Origin of the sequence: Pseudomonas helleri (genome assembly GCF_009600315.1) — a bacterium.
GTDB classification, from domain to species: Bacteria; Pseudomonadota; Gammaproteobacteria; order Pseudomonadales; family Pseudomonadaceae; genus Aquipseudomonas; species Aquipseudomonas helleri_A.
The window spans coordinates 156,651-176,946 of the sequence record NZ_WIWC01000003.1; the positions used below are offsets into that span (position 1 = coordinate 156,651).

Here is a 20,296-nt window from a genome sequence, read left to right on the forward strand (position 1 = left end):
GTTCGGTAGGTAAATTGGCCGGACGCTTACGATAATGGCTCCAAGTCAGGATATCCAAAATCGGTAGGTGTAAGGGTTGGTAGACTTTGAGCTAACGCGACGCGGATAATTCTGCAATAACCTGGGCAAGCCAATATAGCGCTTATTTTACGGGACCTCGCTGCTTTGGCGACCCTTTGGACTCAAAGAGCAGCCGGCTATACGCATCCTCCAAGCCTTCCCGAGTTTGCTCAGGTAAAGCTGGTTTCTTTTCGCGTTTGGGCTTCAACGATGGGTTAGAGGGTGAGCCAGCTGGATGGAGCTGCTCGAAAGTCTTGCGCTCCTCGGCTGTAAGGGATGAAACAAAAACCTTCTCGCTCACACGTGAAGCACGATCGTCCTTGGCAAAGCTCAAGACGTTTGAAGGCATCGGCACCGGGAACGGGCAACGAAGGTCTGGCCTGCCCCCGGTTTTGCTCTTATGAACGCTGAGGCGAATTAGCTCCTCGACGTCGTCCCTACTGCTGGAGTAAGCGGCTGAAAGATATGCCTTGTTGACGTCCTCCAAAGTAATCGCATGGCGACGGGCTTCACGAGCTTCAAGATACGCCACCTTGATCAGTTGAACCGCTAGACGCTTTATACCGAACGTCCAGCGATACAGCTCATGTACAAGGGCACTTGGATCTGCAGATACGCGCCCCCCGCTCACCCGTATGCATTCTAGAACATATTCCTTCCAGGCCTTCGAGTCAGGATGGTCCGGTAGCATGACACGGGGTTCAGAGAGAAGCCGTTGCTTGTCCTCACTGTTCCTTGTCAGCAATTTGTGACCCAGGCTGTAGTTGGCCACATAGATCATCGGAACCCCGAGCCCGGCCATGGTGAGGAGAATATCAGTAACGCGGGCCACCCCTTGACCAGTGCTCTGATGCTGCATCTCTTCGAGCATCATTAGCGATACTCCATCACGATTAACCCTACGTCGACACTCCGTCAGTAGCTTTGATGTATTCGCTCTAACTCCCGTCGCGTCGCCACCGAGGAAGTCTTCCAATAGCTGCCTGCCGCCAGCCTTACCCCTGGCGCTGGCATACCAGTACGAGATTAATATATGAGGTTCGTGGTAATGAGCGGATGCATAAGGTGCAGGACCAGGCATCACCTTCATCAGCGCACTGATAGTTTGGCTCTTCCCAACACCTGCAAGGCCGGTGAGGCAGATAGGAAACGTCTCGTTCTCAGGGGGGTGATACAGCCGCCGCTGATATTGCTGGTCCGTCGAGAAACACTCAGTTGAAAAGCTGCGTGCACGATCAACGCAGTCTTTGATGAAGTCCAAAGAAAACTGGTTAGGAAGGAAAATCGCCTTCAGTACCTCTGACAAGCGCTCAGCAGCCAACGCTGGACTCAAATCCTCAAGTCCGGTCACCGGATCAGGTTGCACTGTAATCAAACGCCGGATATCAGCCAGCGCGTCCAATCCATCAAAGCGCGCAGAAAAGATGTTAATCATGGCCTTTCCCCATCAACCGCTGCTGGTCAGCGACATCACGCTCAGCCGCTCCGTCCTTCGCAGGACGCCCAGGCTTGCGGGTACCACTGTCCCAAGCTTTACCTGTGGCATGAAGAAATTGGGCATTGCGATCCTGAAGGATTGCGGGCTGCTCTTCACGAAGCTGCGCATTGCCGCGCAGCCGATTCTCATTGAGAGCCTGAAGATCCGACAGCGAAATGTCGACGCTGCTGGGATGGACGCTCGCTGGCTTTACAAAGTCCAGCTCGTACAAAACGCCTTCTAATTCGATCCAGATATGTCTGACACACATGGTCATCACATAAGCTGTGACCGGTATCTGGCCATTGAGCGCAATGCGGTCAAAAACCTCGGAGTCAATTAGCTTCGATGAATTGTACTTACGACCATAAAAATAAACCCCACCCCTTTTGATGTGCGCCGGGTGAAGTGTCAGGAATTCTCTCACAGCGAAGTCAAAACTTACCTCCGTGCCGGAATCATAACCAAGATCACTATAGAACTTGTAAATGTTATGTGGGGTTGGGCTGAAGCCCACATCCAGCATCTCCGGTGTCATCTTCCCTTCAGAACCTGAAGAATCGTTATCGTAAATAGCTTGTAGAATATGCCGCTTGCATATATCCACAAAGTTGAGTGAACTATGAAAATGTGTTGGCTGATCATTGTTAGACTTGGTCCGAGGGTGTGACGATTCAACCGTTGCTTTCGACTGACCCGAGTGGGTAGGAGTCAGCTCAAGTCTGGATAACCAACTCATCATTTCGCCACGGGCCAATGTTTCTGAACGGATCGGTACGCCCATAGTAGAGCCTGGCCCACGGTCGAAGACGATGTTCTGCGGCAGACCGTAAGTGGGCCAGGCTTCTTTTCTGATCGTTAGGCCGAACAACGAGGCAAATTTGACCTTGCTAATGGCCATCGAGAACAGGGCCATGCGGTAGGCTTCCATGTTTTCTTTGTTTTCGGAGAAACCCAAGGCGACTACAGCACCAGACTGGCCACACACCCCTCGAACTATACAGGCCGAATCCATAGCGGATCCTTCGAGCAAGCCAGATATCTTGCCTTTGGGGTTATAGCCGTCAAATTCAACAAGTTGGTTTACATTGACCAAGTCATGGGAAAAGCTTCCAACAAACCCGGACTTAGCTCGAGCCCCACTGGTACCTCTACGTGCCTTCCTATATGCCTTGGTGCTTATCGCCTGACCAAGGTAGTAATCGTACTGTCCTTTTGTGGGGAAAGGCTTACCTTCGGGGTGATAGAACTTCTTATTTCCTGTCGATGTTGTAAAAGGAATACAACCAAATTCACCCACCAGCACGGCACCAAAGATTTCAGCGTCAGATTTACTTTTATCATTGTATTTGATGAATCCGTCCAGGATAGAAGTCTGCATTTCGGGCGTAGCAGGAGATCGGGATTTGCGGCCTGACTTTGGCGGCCTTCCCAACATTTTCCCGTCTGCGGTCTGTTCCCTTTTGCCTCTGCCGCAGCGGTCGAACTTGGGCATAAGCGCCCACTTCGAGCGGCCGAACACCAGATAGCTAAAAAACCAAAACCTCAACCGGGCTGCATTCTGAGAAGGTGACTGATTGGCAGCATGGGCGTTGATGATCGATTCGGGATTGTCGCTAGACAGGATCTCTTCGGCATGGGCTACCAAATCCGCTATGGCGAGGTAACGCTTGTTAACCATTTCATCATAGCTTTTCGTTGCCCTTACCCGATCTTTTTCCAATTGATCCACTGAAATGCCCCGGATGGCCGTTAACCAAGGAGGTGTAGCGTCACTACCGCACTCCACAAGATCACCATTGGTTAGGGCCAGATCAAATTCAGGCCGGGAAAATGTTAGCAAACTCGCAGTGGTGCCTTCTTCATCAAAAAATACAAGGCGTGCCCTGTTTGCCATGCCGTCACTAGCGAGGAAATAGTATTCGACATCCTTCGTCAGCCCTTTGAACCCTTCAGGCGCTCTCAGCCTCGAACCAGTGATCATTCGGGCAGTCCTGCAAAAAGTGAGCTATAGACCTGCAGGACATCCGGCGCATCCGTCACCAATGGATGATCAATAAGGATAGGGTCAAACAAACTGACCGGAAGCTTGCGCTCCCATATGTCTTTGTAGATCTTCGTCAGAAACAGATCACGCCGCCCCCACCGCTGTCCGTACATCAAGGCAACGGACGCTACTGGTCTCCCATGAATGACACAGTCTTCGATGTGGTGTGAGAAATCCTCGAGAAGATTTGATTCGAGGCTTATCTCGCGATCATGGTAGCCATACAGAAGATCCAAGTTGGCCACTAGGACTGGATTCAGCAGATCCCTGGAAACCCTCACAGTTCTGATGCCTGCACTGTGGTAGTAAATCTCTTCTAAGGTATGCCGCAAGCAAGCTTTTTCGCGGTCTACCTTCTGTTTCGCTAAACTTTTCAAGCTTCCCCGAGCGACCTCATCAAAATCCATCGCACTCAACTTAACTGTCCAGTTCACAGCGTAGGGGACCGAGCCCTGCGGTTGAATATATAGAAGCAGATCGCCCAAGTAGGGGTGGGGAACCCTCTGGCGTTCACCATCACCATAGGTAACGACTACAGTCGCGTGCTTAAGCCCAATTTCCTCTGCTACCAGTGATGTTCCCTTCACAGGCAGAAGTTCCAGTCCAGCAGCTATGGGGTGCCCTTGAAGTGGATGAACATGTGGAATTGGGCTGAGCATTTTCTGCTCGTGCAACTCGAATACATCGGGATTATAAAGGGCCAGTTGGGCGAAGACCCTTTCAGGCGTAGAAAGAAGATGCAATGCTCGGCCAAGCTTCCTGCTATTAAGACGGCAAATACGAGAGCCCTTCGGAGCTTCGCCAGGGACTGCATAAATTCCGGGCAAGTACTTATCTCCCCACTTGAAGCGGCCTTGTCGATATATAATTCGGAGTAACGATTTTTTAAGATCCACAATGTTATCCATCGTCCATTCAATCTTTAGCAGGTAATGACTAACAGTCCAGCTGCATCAGATGAATAAGTTGTCCAATAGCGCTCTGGCACACCGATAACAACGCCTAGCACAATTTACTTTTCTCGGGATGAGCGGAGCCGTGCAGGACTTGACGCCCTACGCGAGTGAATGGACAATGGATTCGTCAGGAGTCGAAATCTGACTTATCCTCAGAGGCCCAAGGTCACACTTGGGCCTTTGTCTATCTGGCTCCTGGTTTTTTTATCCAGATTCCATATTATTCCCTCAGGTCTCAGTAATAGGCCAGCAAACTTTATCTTTCCAGCTAACTGCGCTTTTTCAGCAATCTCTGCGTTAATCAAACAAAAGTTAAATTAGTTATTTTTAATGTATCTTCAGTTTCCAATACTGCCATTAGTAAACGTCACTTTATGCTGCATGGTACCGCCGAAAAATGGCGATTGACAACTGGAATAAAACAGCTAAATTCCGCCTCCGCCGGCGGTTTTTTACTGACTTTCCAGTGTTTCCGGTGCTTGGAGGGCCAAAAATCGGCACTCCTATATAGCCAGGTAATAAAAAACTTTTGGTAAATCCCACCATATATAAGACCTATTATTAGCGAATAATCGTCCGCCTGTTTAGGTCAAATTGATCCGTAGCACGACTAGTCGGTCGCTATCCTTATATCACCTGTTTCGGTTCGGAGGCTTCATGAGCGCCGCTTCAGTTCAGAAAAGGGTGATAGGTCCATTCCCTCGGCTGGACTGGCTCCCCGACGAAACACTATTCAGCTTGTGCAGTCGCCAGCATCTAGTAATGGGTAACCTAGCCCCTGCGACCACATCGACTGCCGTGCTTGGCCTATCTGAAAAATTTATAAAACATGATATTCCCTGTGGTATCGCGGCCTTGGAGCAAACTGGATTTCTTTATTGGGGAAGTGCGGAGTCGATTCTCCTTCAACACACAATATTTTCAGTATTTGTTCCGTTTCAAAATAAAATTAAAATTGAAGATGCGATAAAAACTATAAAAGGCGATCGCATTGATTCACTCAAATATCGACTTGGCTTGGTATCAGGTGGCTTTGGCGCTGAACACCCCTTGAAAGCATGCCCGTACTGCATGCGTGAGGATGTGTACGCCCATGGCATAGCGTACTGGCACCTCACACACCAATATCCAGGTGTGCTGATCTGTCCACGCCACCAAGCTTGGCTCATGGCATCCACCAAAAGTAGACGGTGGTCGGGTAGGTTTGAATGGTCGCTACCTACCGAGGACTCCTTGATCAAACAGGCCTCATCTCAGAAACTTTGGTCACGCCCGGCTTTTTTGGCCTTGGCAAACAATGTCATCGATCTTGCGTCCATCGGCCGAATAAAGTCCTTCGAGTCTTGCGCCGTCGCTGCGGTCTATCGAACAGCAGTACTTCAAAGGGGCGAATCTGCATCACTGCTCAACCGCATCGAACCTATTCGCCGCTTTCATCTGTTCGAATCATTGCCCGCAGTCGAGAAAAGCGCCGAATCATTTGTGAACCAGCTTATCCGCCCCCCCCGAAGAAGTATTCATCCTCTGAAGCATCTATTGCTGATTGATTGGCTATTTGATGACCTGCACTCGTTTATAGAGGCCTACAACGCTGAAGTGGCCAGGCCAGCCCAGCAAGTCGCAAGCACTCCATCGCGAGAAACTGATGAGCTAGGCTCGCTTTCAAGCGCTGCGTCTCCAACCAAAAGCACTCTCAGGCCCAAACGACTAAAAGGCCAGCTCAAAGAGGATCTGCTGTTAAAACTGGGCAAAGGCGTTTCTAAACAAGAGCTTTGTGAAGAGTTTCAGATCACTGTTTCGACGATCAACAAGCTGTTGCGTACCCATCCAGCTATCAATGCCCAGGCTATTGAAGCTAGGTGCGCCCGAGAAATATCGGAGCACAGAGCACAATGGCAATACCTGCACGGCTTGCATCCTGAGCTGGGAGTCCAAGCTTTGAGAAACGTAATCCCTTCTCTCTATGCTTGGCTTTATAGAAACGACAGAGCATGGCTGATGGGCGAAAAGCAAACCTTCGTAAAACCTGCCCACGCGCAAAAGCACCCCATTGACTGGGAGGCCCGGGATTCTCGGCTGCTTAGCATGTTACGAACGGCCTGTGAGGCGATCGCAGCACTGCAGCGCGGTCCGGTGACTAAGATCGAGCTGTACGCCAGGGTTCCCATACTCTCGTCTTGCTTAGAAAATCGGGACCGCTATCCAATCTCCAGAGCATACTTATTCACAGTGCTGGGACAATCAGGCTCAATGGATTACAACCACAAGCTAGGCGGGGGTGAAAATACATGAACACAGCAAAAATCTATGGAGCTGCCCCGTTGAGCCGCCCCGCGTGCTGGAGCAGCCTGCATCGATGCTACGAGCTTAGAAAAGAGCAGATCTTGATCCAAGCGACCCATACTCTAGGTAATCACCAGCACGCGCAAAGCTGCTTATCTCCCTCGTACGAGCGCTTAACCGCGATAGCCCTTGCAGACTCCTGACCAAATCTAATGGCTACGCTGAGGTTTTAGCTGTACTTCTAAGGATTGAGTACGGCGTTTATATGTGACTACAGGCCTATTTTGCGCACTCACCGCAAGCAGGCGGTGCAATTGCTCAGGTGCCGGCTCAACCGTTACTAGGCACCAATATCTCACAAAGCTTATTCCGTCTGCATATGCCGGGGAGGTGACTCCATCACCGGTTCAGGTTTGGGTTGGCGGCTAGCTTTCTTTGGCACGGATGTGAAGCCGGTCGACTACCACCGTACGTTTAACGAGAGAGAACATGAAGGTGAGCTCTGATCTACGACTCATCGTGCCACTCTCCAGCACGGAGCACTTGCTTCAATGCTTGATATCAATCAGCAGCGCCTCCAACGGTTCAGATCGAATTCAGTTAGTAAAAAATATGACATGCCCCATAACTTAAACATCGGTCAAATGATTAGACCATTTAGTCGAGATTGACACTAGCTCATCGGGCGGGCAGTTAACTGATTTCAAAAAATCATCGAAAGAGTTAAACATCATATGAACTAGATAAATTAATGGAACGCTATTCAGTAAATCATTACCACTGTATTTCCACCATTCACTCATTCCAATAAATAAGCTGTGCAAGGAGCAAGTATCTGACCCGGCGCCTAAGTCAGTAACATGATCAGACCAACATCGTGACTTCTCGCTCATGAACTTGAGCCTCTCCTTGAGCGCGCGGGATACATAATGAACAGGAATTTGGAAATTAAATTTCGAAAAGTCATTCCACAAACGCGCGTAGCTAAGATCGGAGATGGAAAAATCTAGATAGTTTACATCCTTTGATATCCATTCTTTACATACGCAAGGCTGCCAAAGCCCCAACTTTAGACTTTCAAGATAAAAATTCTGCCCGCACGTAAAGCAATGTTTAACAAGCTTCATTTCATGGCGAGCACAAACAGTACCGCCCCATTGATGACTGCGCCTCCAATATATGAACCCGAGCATATTGGTATCCTCAAGGATGCACCCATAACACAACGCTATGCTCCAAAATTCAGCATGTTTAATCATCACGCTCGAGCGATGGTAGAGATCTCCTGAAAACGAAAAATCCGTTGGCTGGTGCAACAACCAGCCAACGGAGTGATTCGTATGCATGTGCAGCAATTTATTGAAACCATAGCAGCCTCTCCACCCCAACCCAGCGGAGATGAGCTTCAGACCATCAGAGTGTCTCTCATTCAGCCCGCTCCATGGACCAGTACGAAACAACTCAGGTGAGACGAGCCGTAGACGATACGCAAAGCAGTCAATCGCCTCATCTTCCAAGATGTGGATCATTTCTATACTCGCCCAAGCGTCCCTGTACGATTTCACCAGTAGAACAGCCGCGAGCGGCTAGTCGATCTAACCGTCTCCGGGGGGCTGTTCTGGTAGCAGTCAGTAGCAGCGACAGACTTTATTTATTTCCGACAGACTTTATTTCGTAGCTTCAAAACTGCCGCAGCATAGAGATCCCTTAGGATCTCTATGCTTGATAGCGGTTAAGGAAGTTTTTCATCTATGGGCTCCTGTTTGTTTTCATTCTTCACTATTAAAGGTGAAAACGTAATAAGCGTAACGACTGATTTATATTGTAAATACACTTAATTAAATCGAAAAATAGTGGCCAAGTTGTTCAGAAAAGTGTGCGCAGTTGATACGTGCATAATTCTGATAATTGCGTGTCACTGAAAATGCAGAACCCGGCATCAACAAAACTTTCTCTTTTTCAAGTTTATCCATCAAAGGCTGTAAACACGGAAGTTCTGTGTGATAGGCCCAAATGAACATTCCGCCTTGTGGCGTGATATCAAACTGCCAACCCCGTTCAAGCAATAATTGTTGTGTAAGAACTTGTTGTTTAATCAAGCGCTGCTGTACGTCTTTCATGTGTCGTGCATACGTACCATCCGTAAGAATGGTGTTAACGAAGCGTTCGCAAAAAGCTGGTACCGCAACACACGTTAACATTTTCAGGCGGGTTAGAGATTCTATCAGTTCCTGCGAGCAGGCAATGTAGCCTACGCGCAAGGAAGCAGATAAACATTTTGAAAAACTCCCTATATAAATAACTCTCTCGATATTGTCGAGCTCAGCAAACGTTTGGCGAACGGCAGGACTGAAATCACCGTACACGTCGTCCTCTACTACAAAAAAGTCGTGCTGTACTGCTAAGCGTAGAACCTTGAATGCGTTATGCGGGCTTATATTGCCGCCTGTTGGATTGTGAAAGGTGCTATTGCAGAAAAAAGCTTTAACGCTGTGCTGAGCTAGATGGCTTTCCATTTCATTAATATCCGGCCCATCTTGTGTACGTCGGATGCCGATAACGGTCCCTCCTGCTAATTGGATCAACCGAATCAAATTTCCATTACCGGGCTCGTCCACAAATACATGATCTCCAGGTTTGATCAGTAACCGCGTTACTAAATCCAAACCTTGGGTCGCACCCAGGGTAGTCAGTATCTGATTAGGCTGAAGGTCAACACGGGTCATGCGTTTTATGTGTACGCATAGCTGCTTACGCATGGGGAGATAGCCAGATATGTCGCCATATTCTGCTAATGAGCTCTGCTCCAACCTAGCTGTACGCCGAATAGCCTTGGCCAGCATTTGCGTATCTCGCCAAGCAGGTGGGAGCCAGCCGCAACCCAGCTTGGTGTATTGCGGACCGCCTTGTAAGAGCCTGAATAATGAATCCCCCGCCATACATTCGGTTTCAGGACTGTTAGCGTTTTTTCCTATCCTGCTGGCAACAAAATAACCTCTTCCTGGAGAGGCAGACAATATCCCTTCGCTCACCAAGCGCATATAGGCAGATACGATAACGTGATAAGTGAACGTGGCCTCTAAAGCTAGTTTTCTGATCGACGGCATGCGTTGTCCAGCTGGCCATTCACCGTCATTTATACGCTGTTTAAGCGATTGATATAGGGCATCTTTACTCATGATCGCTCTAACCAACTGATAGGAAATGCAGCCTAACAGTTAATCGAAAAGCGTGTCGACTGTGTGTTTATGGGAGCTACGTTAATGCGAGGATGTAGTTACCTGCACACACGATGGTAGGGGGAAAGTCTGCGCTAGCCCTCGGAACTCAGAATCTGGATATTGAGTAGAGGCCGTTTATGGATATACAGTTTGTAACAACTTCTAAATGCCTAGCAACATCTGATCAGGAACCCATTAAGCTGGTGCATAATCTTATCCTTGCTGCATTACTCGAATGTTGCTCGCATGAAGAATTTGGTCATCTTAGAAATACCTCAATGCTTGCATATGTCACGAGGCAAGTATTTGAAGATTTAATGGCATTTGCGGGCAAGGACCCTGCCGCTTCCGGCGACCCTATGCTTATTGCAAAAACATACACCTCCTTCGCTGCAGTCCTGCATTATCGTTTAGCAAACTGGGTTTATATTAATTCAAGGATATATCTCGCTTCGTTTGAACAATGTCTTGCTGCTATCATTTCCAGGCGAGGGAAATTACTTTCTGGCGCGGAAATTAATTATCGTTGCCATATAGGTGCCAGATTTATAATTGATCATGGCGTCGGTACAGTGATTGGTGAAACGTCAATTATTGGAGATGATTGCTACTTACTCGGAGGGGTTACTTTAGGCGCTAGAGGGATCAGTAGTAATCCCTCCGTTCAACGTCATCCCAAAATTGGAAACCGTGTTCAGATCGGTGCATTTGCGAGCGTTTTAGGCTTCATTGATATTGGCGATGATGTCTTAATCGGACCTGGCTGCATCGTTACTCAAGATATTCCTCCAGGTGCTCGGGTACAGGTTAAGACATCATTACAGGTGGTATTGAGAAAATGAATACTCCGACTAACAGCATTTTACGCAGTACCCATAAACTCTATTACAAAGACCAGTATTTAAGGTCCACGCATACAAAAGTAGTGCGTGTTAATTCAGAGTCCGTTGAATTATATAGTACGATTGCATACCCAGAAGGAGGCGGACAAGAGGCGGATTTTGGATCCATCGAATTTCCAATCGGTACAATGCGGTTTATTTGGGTAAAAAAACTGTACGGGACACCTATCAGACTAGATGGATTCAAAGGGGGGACATTGGGTGGAGTCATTCTGCATGTTATTCATCCAGATGATTTATATTTCCTTGATCAAGTAATGGAAGGTATGAATGTTCGAGTTACTATTGACATCTTCCGTCGTCAACGGTTGACCTTGTCACACACGGCTAGTCATTTCTTATATGCCGCAGCCATCAGTCTGCGCGAAGAGCTTAAACAATGGACCCTTGGCTGCCATATTAAAGAAGATTCTTCACGCTTTGATTTTCTTGTCGAAGATCCTCTTAGTTCTGATGAGATTGTCGAAATAGAACGAAGAGCCAATGTGTTGATTACTTGTAATGAGGTCATTAAACACACGGCGGTTCAAGAGGTCGAGGACGCGCGGATGTGGACATACCAAGGAATCAATATTCCTTGTGGTGGTACTCATCTGGAGAGCCCCTTATTAATTGGCCATCTGAAGGTTAGAAGAAAACGATTAGGGAAAGCAAAAGAACGGCTTATATGCGAATTTCCCAACGCTGTAATAGACGTATCCCGCTACCACGAATGTGATCTACGATGAGCAAACTTCCTCGACGCACTTACCTTTATTTCACAGCTCAATCCATCAACTTAACAACCGCCGTGATGTCTGTCACGATGTCAGCTATTGTTGGCTCTGCATTGGCGCCTACAACCATGTTGTCCACAGTGCCCTATGGCTTCCAGTTTCTTTTCGTGATGCTGGCTACTTATCCGGCTTCCAGGTTAATGAGCATAATCGGTAGAAAAAAATCGTTTATGCTCGGATCTTTGCCTCTTGCGCTCTCTGGCTGTATAGGTTTTTTGGCAGTCGAAAAGCAGAGCTTTTTGATGTTAATCATTAGTCACTCTGCACTGGGGATCTATATTTCATTTGCGAACTTTAACCGGTTTGCCGCCACCGACAATGTCGATCAAACATTAAAACCTAAAGCCATCTCGTTGGTGGTTGCTGGTGGCGTCATAGCCGCAGCAGTTGGTCCCACACTCACCGAAATCCTCAGAGACTTGGGCGGTTTCGCGCTTTTTTCACTGTGCTATGCCTCATTTATTGGATTGGCCGCTATTTCTTTTTTGATTGCTATTTGTCTGCCGCACGACTTTATTGTTACTAAAGCAGAAATAAATATAAATAAAGTCTCCGCCCAAGACAAATCTTTATATACCACACCTGTTGTGATTGCTATGGCGGTAGCTGCATTGGGTTATGGCGTCATGAACGTACTGATGATCCAGGCTTCGATGCACATGAAACACATGCACGAAAGCTTTTCTGACGTCCGTCTCGCTATTCAATGGCATGTGTTTGCCATGTTTGCTCCGTCTTTCTTTACCGGTAATATTATTCAAAAAATCGGCATGAAAAATACAATCTGCACGGGACTGATTATTTTGCTGGTCTGCACCGTTCTAAACATAGGGGCAAATAACTATAGTGTTTTGTCGTTGTCACTAATCCTTCTGGGGCTTGGTTGGAATCTCACTTATGTTGGGGGAGGGGCATTACTTGCGCAATCCCTTCAGAACAATCCTGTTGCTATCCAGATGCAAGGTAGAAATGATTTAGTTATTGCTATATTTGCAACCATTGGAGCTTTTACCCCATCCTTATTACTTGGAACGGTTGGTTGGAAAGGTACTAATGCAATTTGCATGGTTTTATGCACAATACTGTTGGTGCTTATTTGTGTTCTATTAAATAAAAAAACACGTGACCTGAGCGCTGTAGAGCAGGGCGGCAAATGAACACGATTATTAAAGTAATTGATCGACTGTTCACCAAGTTAGAAATTAATAACCTTGGCAGTAGTCACAAATACCGGGCTGCCTGTTTAATTATTGAAGATGCACTTCGTAAAGGTAGCATTATTCCAGGTGTCACTACGGTGATAGAAAAAACCGGTGGTAACTTTGGGTTTGGTTTAATAGCCGCTTGTCATCCATATGGAATCCCAGTAGAGCTGGTTGTTGGTTTAGGCTTCAGCCAAGCTAAAAGAGATCTCCTTGAATGCGTAGGTGCTCAGCTCATCGGCAAACACCTTTTACTGTCTGGCGTTTCTCCAAAAGACGTGGTTAGCGTTCACTTGGAAAATCAGGTTCAGTTGGGTAAAAGCTACTATTACACCGACCAGTTTAATAATCCAATAGGTATTGATGCTCATCGTTATCAGACGGCTTCTGAGTTGGCCTGCCAACTTATAGACGCGGGGGTAGGCAATAAATTGCTGTTTGTTGGCTGTGCGGGCACGGGCGCGAGTTTCACAGGTATTACTTTAGGGCTCAAAGAATATGGCTTCGATGTATCGACTGTTCTAGTGGAACCTTTTGGATGCGATTCTAAAGAGGGGTTATTCACAGATCACCGGTTTGAGGGTATGGCAGTCGGAGTTTCACCGCCCTTTTTGGATTGGTCATTAGTTGATCGGCGGAGTCAGGTGGAACATACCGAAATGCTGACCGCACAAGGATGGTTTCACCAGCTAACCGGAATTTATATTGGCTATACCGCAGCGGCATGTGTTTCTGTTGCTCAACGCTTAATCAGTCTTCCTGAATATGCAGATACTACCTGCATAACGATTGCCTATGACGCAGGTTTTTGGTATCAGAATTGACTGAAATAATTCAGTTACGTAGTCAGTCTTTCTGGCCTCTGAAAAAATTCGTCTACGCTACTTCGATTAGGGCGAACCGACTAACTGAAAAGGATGGCTCATTTCAGTGATTCGCCTGCGTTTAGTTTCCATGCAGAGGCATTCGTATGTTCATAAAAAGTGTTAAGCAGGCACGCTCCAGTGCTATTTTTTTAATCTCATGCCTTGCCGCATCAGTGGCTAACGCCGCCGATAACACGACGTATCCAGATGCTGCTGCCAGCAACCCTGCGACGATGGGGTGGATGGTCGGTGCGCCACCACCGCCGGATCGTATCATTCGTTTTGCCGATGGTAGTTATTTCAAGTTCCCGGCTATGAGGTGGAGCGTTTCAAATTTCCGTCAATTAATGCCCACTACAAATGTTTCACGAGGTCTGGGAGCTCCGGAACCGTTAGCGCAGGCGTTACGCACCGATATTGATCAATTGACGTTCACTCCCTTAGGCAGCAAGCAATCCATGACATGGGAGCAATCGCTCGCAGCCAATTACACCGATGGCATCGTGGTGTTGCATCGCGGAAAAATTGTTTACGAACGTTATTTCGGTGTACTCAACCCGGAAGGTCAACACGCGGCAATGTCGATGACCAAATCAGTCGTGGGAACTATGGGTGCCATGCTGGTCGCCGATGGCACGCTGGATGCCAATAAACATATTGCGGACTATGTACCCGAGTTGGCTCAGTCTGCGTTTGGTAATGCGACTGTTCGTCAGGTGCTGGACATGACCACAGGCCTTGATTACAGCGAAGATTATGCCGACCCGGATGCTGAGGTTTGGAAACACTCTATGGCCGGCAACCCGTTGCCAAAGCCCAAGGATTACACCGGCCCGCAAACCTATATGGAGTATTTGCAAACCGTCCAACCATTGGGTGAGCACGGCAAAGCCTTTGCCTATAAAACGGTTAACACGGATGTGCTGGGTTGGGTGATTGCCCGAGTAACTGGCCGGAATGTTGCGCAGTTGTTGTCAGAAAAAATTTGGCAGCGGCTGGGGGCTGAGCAGTCTGCCTATTTCACCGTTGACTCGATTGGCACGCCTTTCGCTGGAGGTGGGTTGAATACCGGGCTGCGAGACATGGCCCGATTTGGCGAGATGATCCGCAATAACGGCCAGTACCTTGGTCAGCAAATCGTGCCCAAGGCTGTGGTGGATGATATTCGTGCCGGTGGCGATAAAGCGGCCTTCGCCAAAGCCGGTTATGACTTGCTCAAAGGTGGCAGTTATCGCGATATGTGGTGGGTCACTCATAACCCCGATGGTGCTTTTATGGCCCGCGGCGTTTACGGACAACGCACGTACATCGACCCCAAAGCCGAGATGGTCATCGTGCGTTATGCCTCCAATCCTATCGCCAGCAACTCAGCAAACGACCCGGTGACCATTCCAGCATTTGACGCGATGGCACAGCTGTTAATGAAGCAAGCGGACTAAACGCAGGCTCTAACATACGGCTTTAGGCTACATGACACTGACAGTTACAGTTCTTCGGCTACCCTATAATTTCAATGCCTGAATGAAGGAGGACTCACTGATGCTCGCGCAACTGCCACCAGCCTTACAGAAACTTCAGCTTCCATTACGCCTAAAGCTTTGGGACGGACTTGAGTTCAATCTCGGTCCTTCACCCAGTGTCACCATTGTGGTCAAGGACCCACAAATCGTGTCTGAGTTTACGCATCCCAGCCTTGACCTCTTGGGCACTGCGTTTGTTGAAGGGCGGCTTGAACTCGAAGGCTCCATTAGTGAAGTGATTCGAGTCTGTGATGAACTGAGCCAAGCGTTAGTGGAAGACGAAGGCCAGGCGCCGGTGCGCATCGTCCATGACAAGGCCCTGGATGCGGCTTCTATTTCTTATCATTACGACCTGTCCAACGAGTTTTACCAGTTATGGCTCGATCGCGACATGGCCTATTCCTGTGGCTATTTTGAGACAGGCGAAGAAAGCCTTGATGAGGCGCAGCAAGCTAAATTCCGTATTCTGTGTCGCAAGCTTCGACTTAAACCCGGCGAGTACTTATTAGACGTGGGCTGCGGCTGGGGTGGTTTGGCACGTTTTGCAGCACGTGAGTTCGGGGTCAAGGTGTTTGGCATTACCTTGAGCAAAGAACAGTTAGCGTTGGGGCGCGAGCGTGTTATTGCCGACGGTCTTCAAGACAAGGTCGATCTGCAATTGCTCGATTACCGAGATCTGCCACAGGATGGCCGATTCGACAAAATTGTCAGTGTCGGTATGTTTGAGCATGTGGGTCACGCTAACCTGCGCGAGTACTGTGAAATCCTGTCCAAGGCAGTGCGTGAAGGTGGCTTGGTGATGAACCACGGCATTACGGCCAAGCACACCGATGGTCGTCCCGTCGGCCGTGGGGCAGGGGATTTTATTGATCGCTATGTATTCCCCAACGGCGAGTTGCCGCATCTGTCCATGATGACGGCTGAGATCAGTGAAGCCGGGCTGGAGGTGGTCGATGTCGAAAGTTTGCGCCGGCATTATGCGCGCACGCTTGAGCACTGGAGTCAGCGCCTGGAAAACAATCTTGAGGCAGCTGCCAAGTTAGTCCCCGAGAAAACCTTGCGGATTTGGCGGTTGTACTTGGCAGGCTGTGCGTATGCCTTTGCCCACGGCTGGATCAACATCGATCAGATTTTGGCGACTAAACCCTACGCTGATGGATCACTTGAGTTACCGCTGACCCGAGATGATATTTATCGCTGAGGCTGAGATTGCCACGTGATAGGGGCAGGATTTTCTATCGGGTTTGTTTCCTGGGTGAACGTTCCGTATTGCAACGGGATGTTCTGATCCACTTGAGCAAGGGCTTTCTGTTTGAATGTCAGAGAGCCTTTTGTAAAGGTCAGATCGTGTCGGGCAACATTCCCGCCCCAATCGGCTGAGGGCAGGGAGATATAACTGACATTGTATTGAGCATCGGTAAATGCCCCCTCAACCACGTATACGCCGTAGTGGTTTTCACCTGGAGAAATAATTTTGTAGAGGCCGTTGTCGTAGTAATACAACACGGCCTCTTCAAATGGTTTTTCGCTGTACATCTTTTTATAGTGAAGTCGATGGATGTAAGTGGGCTTTCCAACCTCTACGGCAATCGTGGATTGGGTGATTGGCACTAGAGGTTGGGCGTGGGCGATAGACGTCACGCTGAACAATAATCCCATCAAAGAAAATTTCATCTTTTGTCCCTATGCATAGAATGAGCGGCCGGTTTTGGTCGGGCCGCTCAGCTTAGGTGATGAAGATGAGAACATCAGGGCTGAACCTTGCTTTCAGCCATAACCTACTCAAAACACTGATATTGCCTACACGTTCTACAAGACCGGTGAGACCAAACGAGCCACGCGCATTGCCAGTTGTTGTAACCGGTGGGTCGCTTTTATATCCGCTTCGGTTATCTCTTTTGCCAGCGCAAAATCATCGAGCAACATGTGCTCGACTTCAGTGGCGAACGCATCGTCCACGGTGAGTAGCATCACTTCAAAGTTAAGGCGGAATGAGCGGTTGTCCATATTGGCACTGCCGATGGCGCTTATTTCGTTATCGATTAACACCACTTTCTGATGCAAAAAACCGGGTTGGTATCGAAATATTTTTACACCTGCGCGTACCGCTTCAAAGGCATACAAGCTCGACGCTGCGTAGACAATTTTATGATCCGGTCTAGACGGTATCAAAATGCGCACATCTACCCCGCGCAAGACGGCCAGCCTCAAGGCAGAGAAAACCGCCTCATCAGGTACGAAGTAAGGGGTGGTAATCCACACCCGTTCGTTAGCTGCGTGAATAGCTTCAACAAAAAACAGTGAGCACGTTTCATAGGGGTCGGCAGGACCGCTGGCTAGAAATTGGCACAGTACGCCGCCTTCCGGATAACTTTGCGGAAGGATTAGCGGTGGCAATTTTCGAGCTGCCCAAAACCAGTCTTCCGCGAAAGATTCTTGTAGGCAGGCCACCACAGGACCGCTCACTTCGACATGGGTGTCCCGCCAAGGCGACAATGGCGGTTTGGCACCCAAGTATTCGTCCCCCACGTTATGGCCACCCACAAATCCTTTAATACCATCGACCACGACAACTTTCCGGTGATTACGAAAGTTGACCTGGAAGCGGCTGATCCACCCACCGCGGGTGGCAAATGCCTGGGCCTGTACACCGCCTGCGCGAAGCGTCTCGGCATAAGCATTGGGTAAGGAGTGGCTTCCAATGCTGTCATAGAGTAAATGAACAGCGACCCCTTGAGCGGCTTTCTCCATTAACAGGGCATGTAACTTCATGCCCAGTTCGTCATCGTGGATGATGAAAAATTGAACCAGCACTACCTCCTTTGCATCGCGAATGGCGCTGAAGATGGCGTCAAAAGTTGCAGTGCCGTTAATCAGCAAGCGCACTGAGTTGTTGGCCAGGCAGGGCATACGTCCTAACCTGGGCATTGCCCTGAGTGATGTATATGCAGCGGACTTTCGGGCGGAAAGGGCTTCTTCAACCCAAGGCCTCCAGTTCAAATCGATGATCGCTTCGCGCATTTCTTGATTGGCATCGCGGCGGGCACGAATGTAATCGTCAAATGTGCTGCGTCCAAAGATCAGATAAGGGATCAATGTCAGATACGGAATAAAGAACAACGACATCGCCCAAGCGATAGAGCCCTGTGCCGTTCTGACGGTGAGTACCGCATGCACAGCGGCCACCAAGCCTAAACTGTGGACCAATAGAATCAGATATCCGAAAACGTGTGGGCCTAGAAAATCCATGCGTATCCTTACTCCTCAATGTCCAATGCTTAGTACAACAGACCATGTTCTGTTATGAATGTCCTATTAATGTACGGCTGCAACCTCGGCCATTTTTCAGCGTCTAACACGGACAATTCCGTAGGAGCTACTTGATGAATATTCGTCTGCTTGGACTGTTTATGGCCTGTGGCATTTCCCTTCCGCTGTCTGCTCAGGCCCAAATGCTCCAACCTGGTCTTTGGGAGCTGACCTCCAGCAATATGCAGGTAGACGGTCAACAGTTACCAGACTTTCAACTGATGTTAGGTCAGTTGCAGGGCATGATGACCCCGGAGCAAAAAGCTCAGCTCGAGAATCAGGGACTGACCATGGGCGGCAAAGGCGTTCGAGTATGTCTAACGCCAGAGCAGGTTCAGACCAACGATATTCCGTTGACTGACCCGAAGTCCGGTTGCACTCAGCAGATTACTGAGCGTAGTGGAAATCAGTGGAAGTTTCGCTTTAGTTGTCCAAAAGCTCAGGGCGCCGGTGTCGCCACATTCGCCAGTGATAGAGCGTTCTCGACACAAGTGAGTGGCACGTTCAATGCGACCGGTATTCAGCAAAAAGGCAGCATGGATACAAATGCTGTCTGGTTGGGACAAAGCTGTGGAACAGTTAAGCCCCGCGCATGAGCCGAACATTGCGGCAGCTTATAAAAGCTGCCGTAACTCCCGCCGTTTTATTGCTCTCCATTCCAATGACTCTCCGCCACAGCATCATGACTGTGCAAGCTTTCGGCATGCACCACTTTCAGGTGAAATCCTTTAACGCCTGCTGTGGTTTTAAGCACCTTGTTCAAACGTCTCGCGGCATCTTCACAGAACATCAAATTCTGACCATTAGCTAATGCGAAGGCTTGTTCGTCTGCACGTTTAACAGCGGTTTGTACGGCTGTGCCCAAAGCCTCTTCGGCGTTATCAATAATCAAATCTATTGGAAATTCAGTCAGCTCGTTGCTGAGATGGATCTTTAAATGGGCTGTGCTTCTTTGACTATGCGGCGTCGCGACGATCCCTTTTGGACTCCCTAGCCAAGCTAGTACCTCTGCATGCATCAACGTTCGATTGGCAAAGTCATCAATAAATTGTTGTTGGATAAGCTGTCGAGCCAAAGCCGCTGAGCAGGGGCATGTTGATGAGTAGTTCACGTCGACATTTAGTTCCACGTGGAACATTCCGTTTTTTAGAGATGCATCAACGCACACCTCGTAGCGCTTCCAACCACTGAGAGGACTGACCAGCGCAGCGCGTTTTAGCAAGACATGGGTGTGAATACGCAGATAAGCGCTGACAGAAAGGTCGTCATGACTGTCGAGAAATTGTTGAAGAATTTCTTTTAAAAGTGAAGGGTTCATGGCCTGCGATTCGAGCGCTTCGAGCGCTAAATAAAGACGCGACATATGAATTCCTCGTGCCTCACCGTCATCGAGCTGACACCTGCGTCAGCGATAGCGGTTAATAGCTGACCATTAATAACCACGGGAAGCGCTATGCCGCACATACCCACCCATTCCAGAGGGAGACTTTGGTGGGTGTTTTGCGAGGCGATGTCAGGAAGGATCAGAGCATTCATAAGAGATTCCAGTAGGAAAGGTTGGCGCGTTACAACATAACAATTGGCGCGACGTGTATTGTTATAATGTATCATTACGGCTAGCCGAAATGACTACCCAAATAATCGGGCGCTTTAACCTGCCGACCCTGATGAGGAACT

At 48.6% G+C, this 20,296-nt stretch carries 15 protein-coding genes and 1 pseudogene; 8 read left to right on the top strand and 8 right to left on the bottom strand.

Annotation, left to right across the window (positions count from 1 at the left end; translation table 11 throughout):
* Positions 1-142: 142 nt before the first annotated feature.
* From GHN86_RS03235 to GHN86_RS03245, 3 genes are read right to left on the bottom strand one after another with little or no spacing between them, the layout of a single operon-like run.
* Positions 143-1,495: a transposase gene (locus tag GHN86_RS03235; RefSeq protein ID WP_153386110.1), complete on the bottom strand. Its 1,353-nt coding sequence runs from the start codon at positions 1,493-1,495 to the stop codon at positions 143-145.
* Positions 1,488-3,521: a transposase gene (locus GHN86_RS03240; RefSeq protein WP_153386112.1), complete on the bottom strand. Its 2,034-nt coding sequence runs from the start codon at positions 3,519-3,521 to the stop codon at positions 1,488-1,490. The genes GHN86_RS03235 and GHN86_RS03240 overlap by 8 nt, the downstream gene beginning before the upstream one ends.
* Complete coding sequence (locus GHN86_RS03245; protein ID WP_228389595.1) at positions 3,518-4,492, bottom strand: hypothetical protein; 975 nt, start codon at positions 4,490-4,492, stop codon at positions 3,518-3,520. The genes GHN86_RS03240 and GHN86_RS03245 overlap by 4 nt, the downstream gene beginning before the upstream one ends.
* A 705-nt stretch (positions 4,493-5,197) precedes the next feature.
* Here GHN86_RS03245 and GHN86_RS03250 point away from each other — a divergent pair.
* Positions 5,198-6,832: a TnsD family Tn7-like transposition protein gene (locus GHN86_RS03250; RefSeq protein ID WP_153386114.1), complete on the top strand. Its 1,635-nt coding sequence runs from the start codon at positions 5,198-5,200 to the stop codon at positions 6,830-6,832.
* A 620-nt stretch (positions 6,833-7,452) separates the two neighbouring features.
* On the opposite strand, the gene GHN86_RS03255 is transcribed toward GHN86_RS03250, so the two are convergent.
* Both GHN86_RS03255 and GHN86_RS03260 read right to left on the bottom strand, forming a co-directional pair.
* Positions 7,453-8,352 (bottom strand): hypothetical protein, encoded by a 900-nt coding sequence (locus GHN86_RS03255; protein ID WP_153386116.1) that lies wholly within the window; start codon positions 8,350-8,352, stop codon positions 7,453-7,455.
* Positions 8,353-8,661: 309 nt separating this feature from the next.
* Positions 8,662-10,002, bottom strand: coding sequence for a PLP-dependent aminotransferase family protein (locus GHN86_RS03260; RefSeq protein WP_153386118.1), 1,341 nt, complete (start codon positions 10,000-10,002; stop codon positions 8,662-8,664).
* Between the two features lie 179 nt (positions 10,003-10,181).
* On the opposite strand from GHN86_RS03260, the gene GHN86_RS03265 reads away from it, so the two are divergent.
* From GHN86_RS03265 to cfaB, 6 genes are all read left to right on the top strand, one after another.
* Positions 10,182-10,886, top strand: coding sequence for a serine O-acetyltransferase (locus GHN86_RS03265; RefSeq protein ID WP_153377610.1), 705 nt, complete (start codon positions 10,182-10,184; stop codon positions 10,884-10,886).
* A complete protein-coding gene (locus tag GHN86_RS03270) occupies positions 10,883-11,674 on the top strand; it encodes an alanyl-tRNA editing protein (RefSeq protein ID WP_153377611.1) in 792 nt (263 codons plus the stop codon). Before GHN86_RS03265 ends, GHN86_RS03270 begins: the two co-directional genes overlap by 4 nt.
* A complete protein-coding gene (locus tag GHN86_RS03275) occupies positions 11,671-12,879 on the top strand; it encodes an MFS transporter (protein WP_153377612.1) in 1,209 nt (402 codons plus the stop codon). Before GHN86_RS03270 ends, GHN86_RS03275 begins: the two co-directional genes overlap by 4 nt.
* Positions 12,876-13,748 carry a pyridoxal-phosphate dependent enzyme gene (locus tag GHN86_RS03280; protein ID WP_153377613.1) on the top strand — a complete coding sequence of 291 codons (873 nt, stop codon included), beginning with the start codon at positions 12,876-12,878 and terminating at the stop codon, positions 13,746-13,748. Before GHN86_RS03275 ends, GHN86_RS03280 begins: the two co-directional genes overlap by 4 nt.
* 146 nt (positions 13,749-13,894) lie before the next feature.
* Complete coding sequence (locus tag GHN86_RS03285; RefSeq protein ID WP_153377614.1) at positions 13,895-15,229, top strand: serine hydrolase domain-containing protein; 1,335 nt, start codon at positions 13,895-13,897, stop codon at positions 15,227-15,229.
* A gap of 100 nt (positions 15,230-15,329) precedes the next feature.
* Positions 15,330-16,511: a C17 cyclopropane fatty acid synthase CfaB gene (gene cfaB / locus GHN86_RS03290; RefSeq protein ID WP_153377615.1), complete on the top strand. Its 1,182-nt coding sequence runs from the start codon at positions 15,330-15,332 to the stop codon at positions 16,509-16,511.
* On the opposite strand, the gene GHN86_RS03295 is transcribed toward cfaB, so the two are convergent.
* On the bottom strand, positions 16,502-16,984 hold the full coding sequence (locus GHN86_RS03295) for a hypothetical protein (RefSeq protein ID WP_153377616.1): 483 nt from the start codon (positions 16,982-16,984) through the stop codon (positions 16,502-16,504). The two genes, cfaB and GHN86_RS03295, sit on opposite strands and share 10 nt — an antisense overlap.
* A gap of 135 nt (positions 16,985-17,119) precedes the next feature.
* Positions 17,120-18,559 (bottom strand): cardiolipin synthase, encoded by a 1,440-nt coding sequence (cls, locus tag GHN86_RS03300; RefSeq protein ID WP_153377617.1) that lies wholly within the window; start codon positions 18,557-18,559, stop codon positions 17,120-17,122.
* A 134-nt stretch (positions 18,560-18,693) separates the two neighbouring features.
* On the opposite strand from cls, the gene GHN86_RS03305 reads away from it, so the two are divergent.
* A complete protein-coding gene (locus tag GHN86_RS03305; protein WP_153377618.1) occupies positions 18,694-19,215 on the top strand; it encodes a DUF3617 domain-containing protein in 522 nt (173 codons plus the stop codon).
* 47 nt (positions 19,216-19,262) lie between these two features.
* On the opposite strand, the pseudogene folE2 reads toward GHN86_RS03305, so the two are convergent.
* Positions 19,263-20,155 (bottom strand): annotated as a pseudogene (folE2, locus tag GHN86_RS03310) (GTP cyclohydrolase FolE2).
* Positions 20,156-20,296 lie beyond the last annotated feature (141 nt).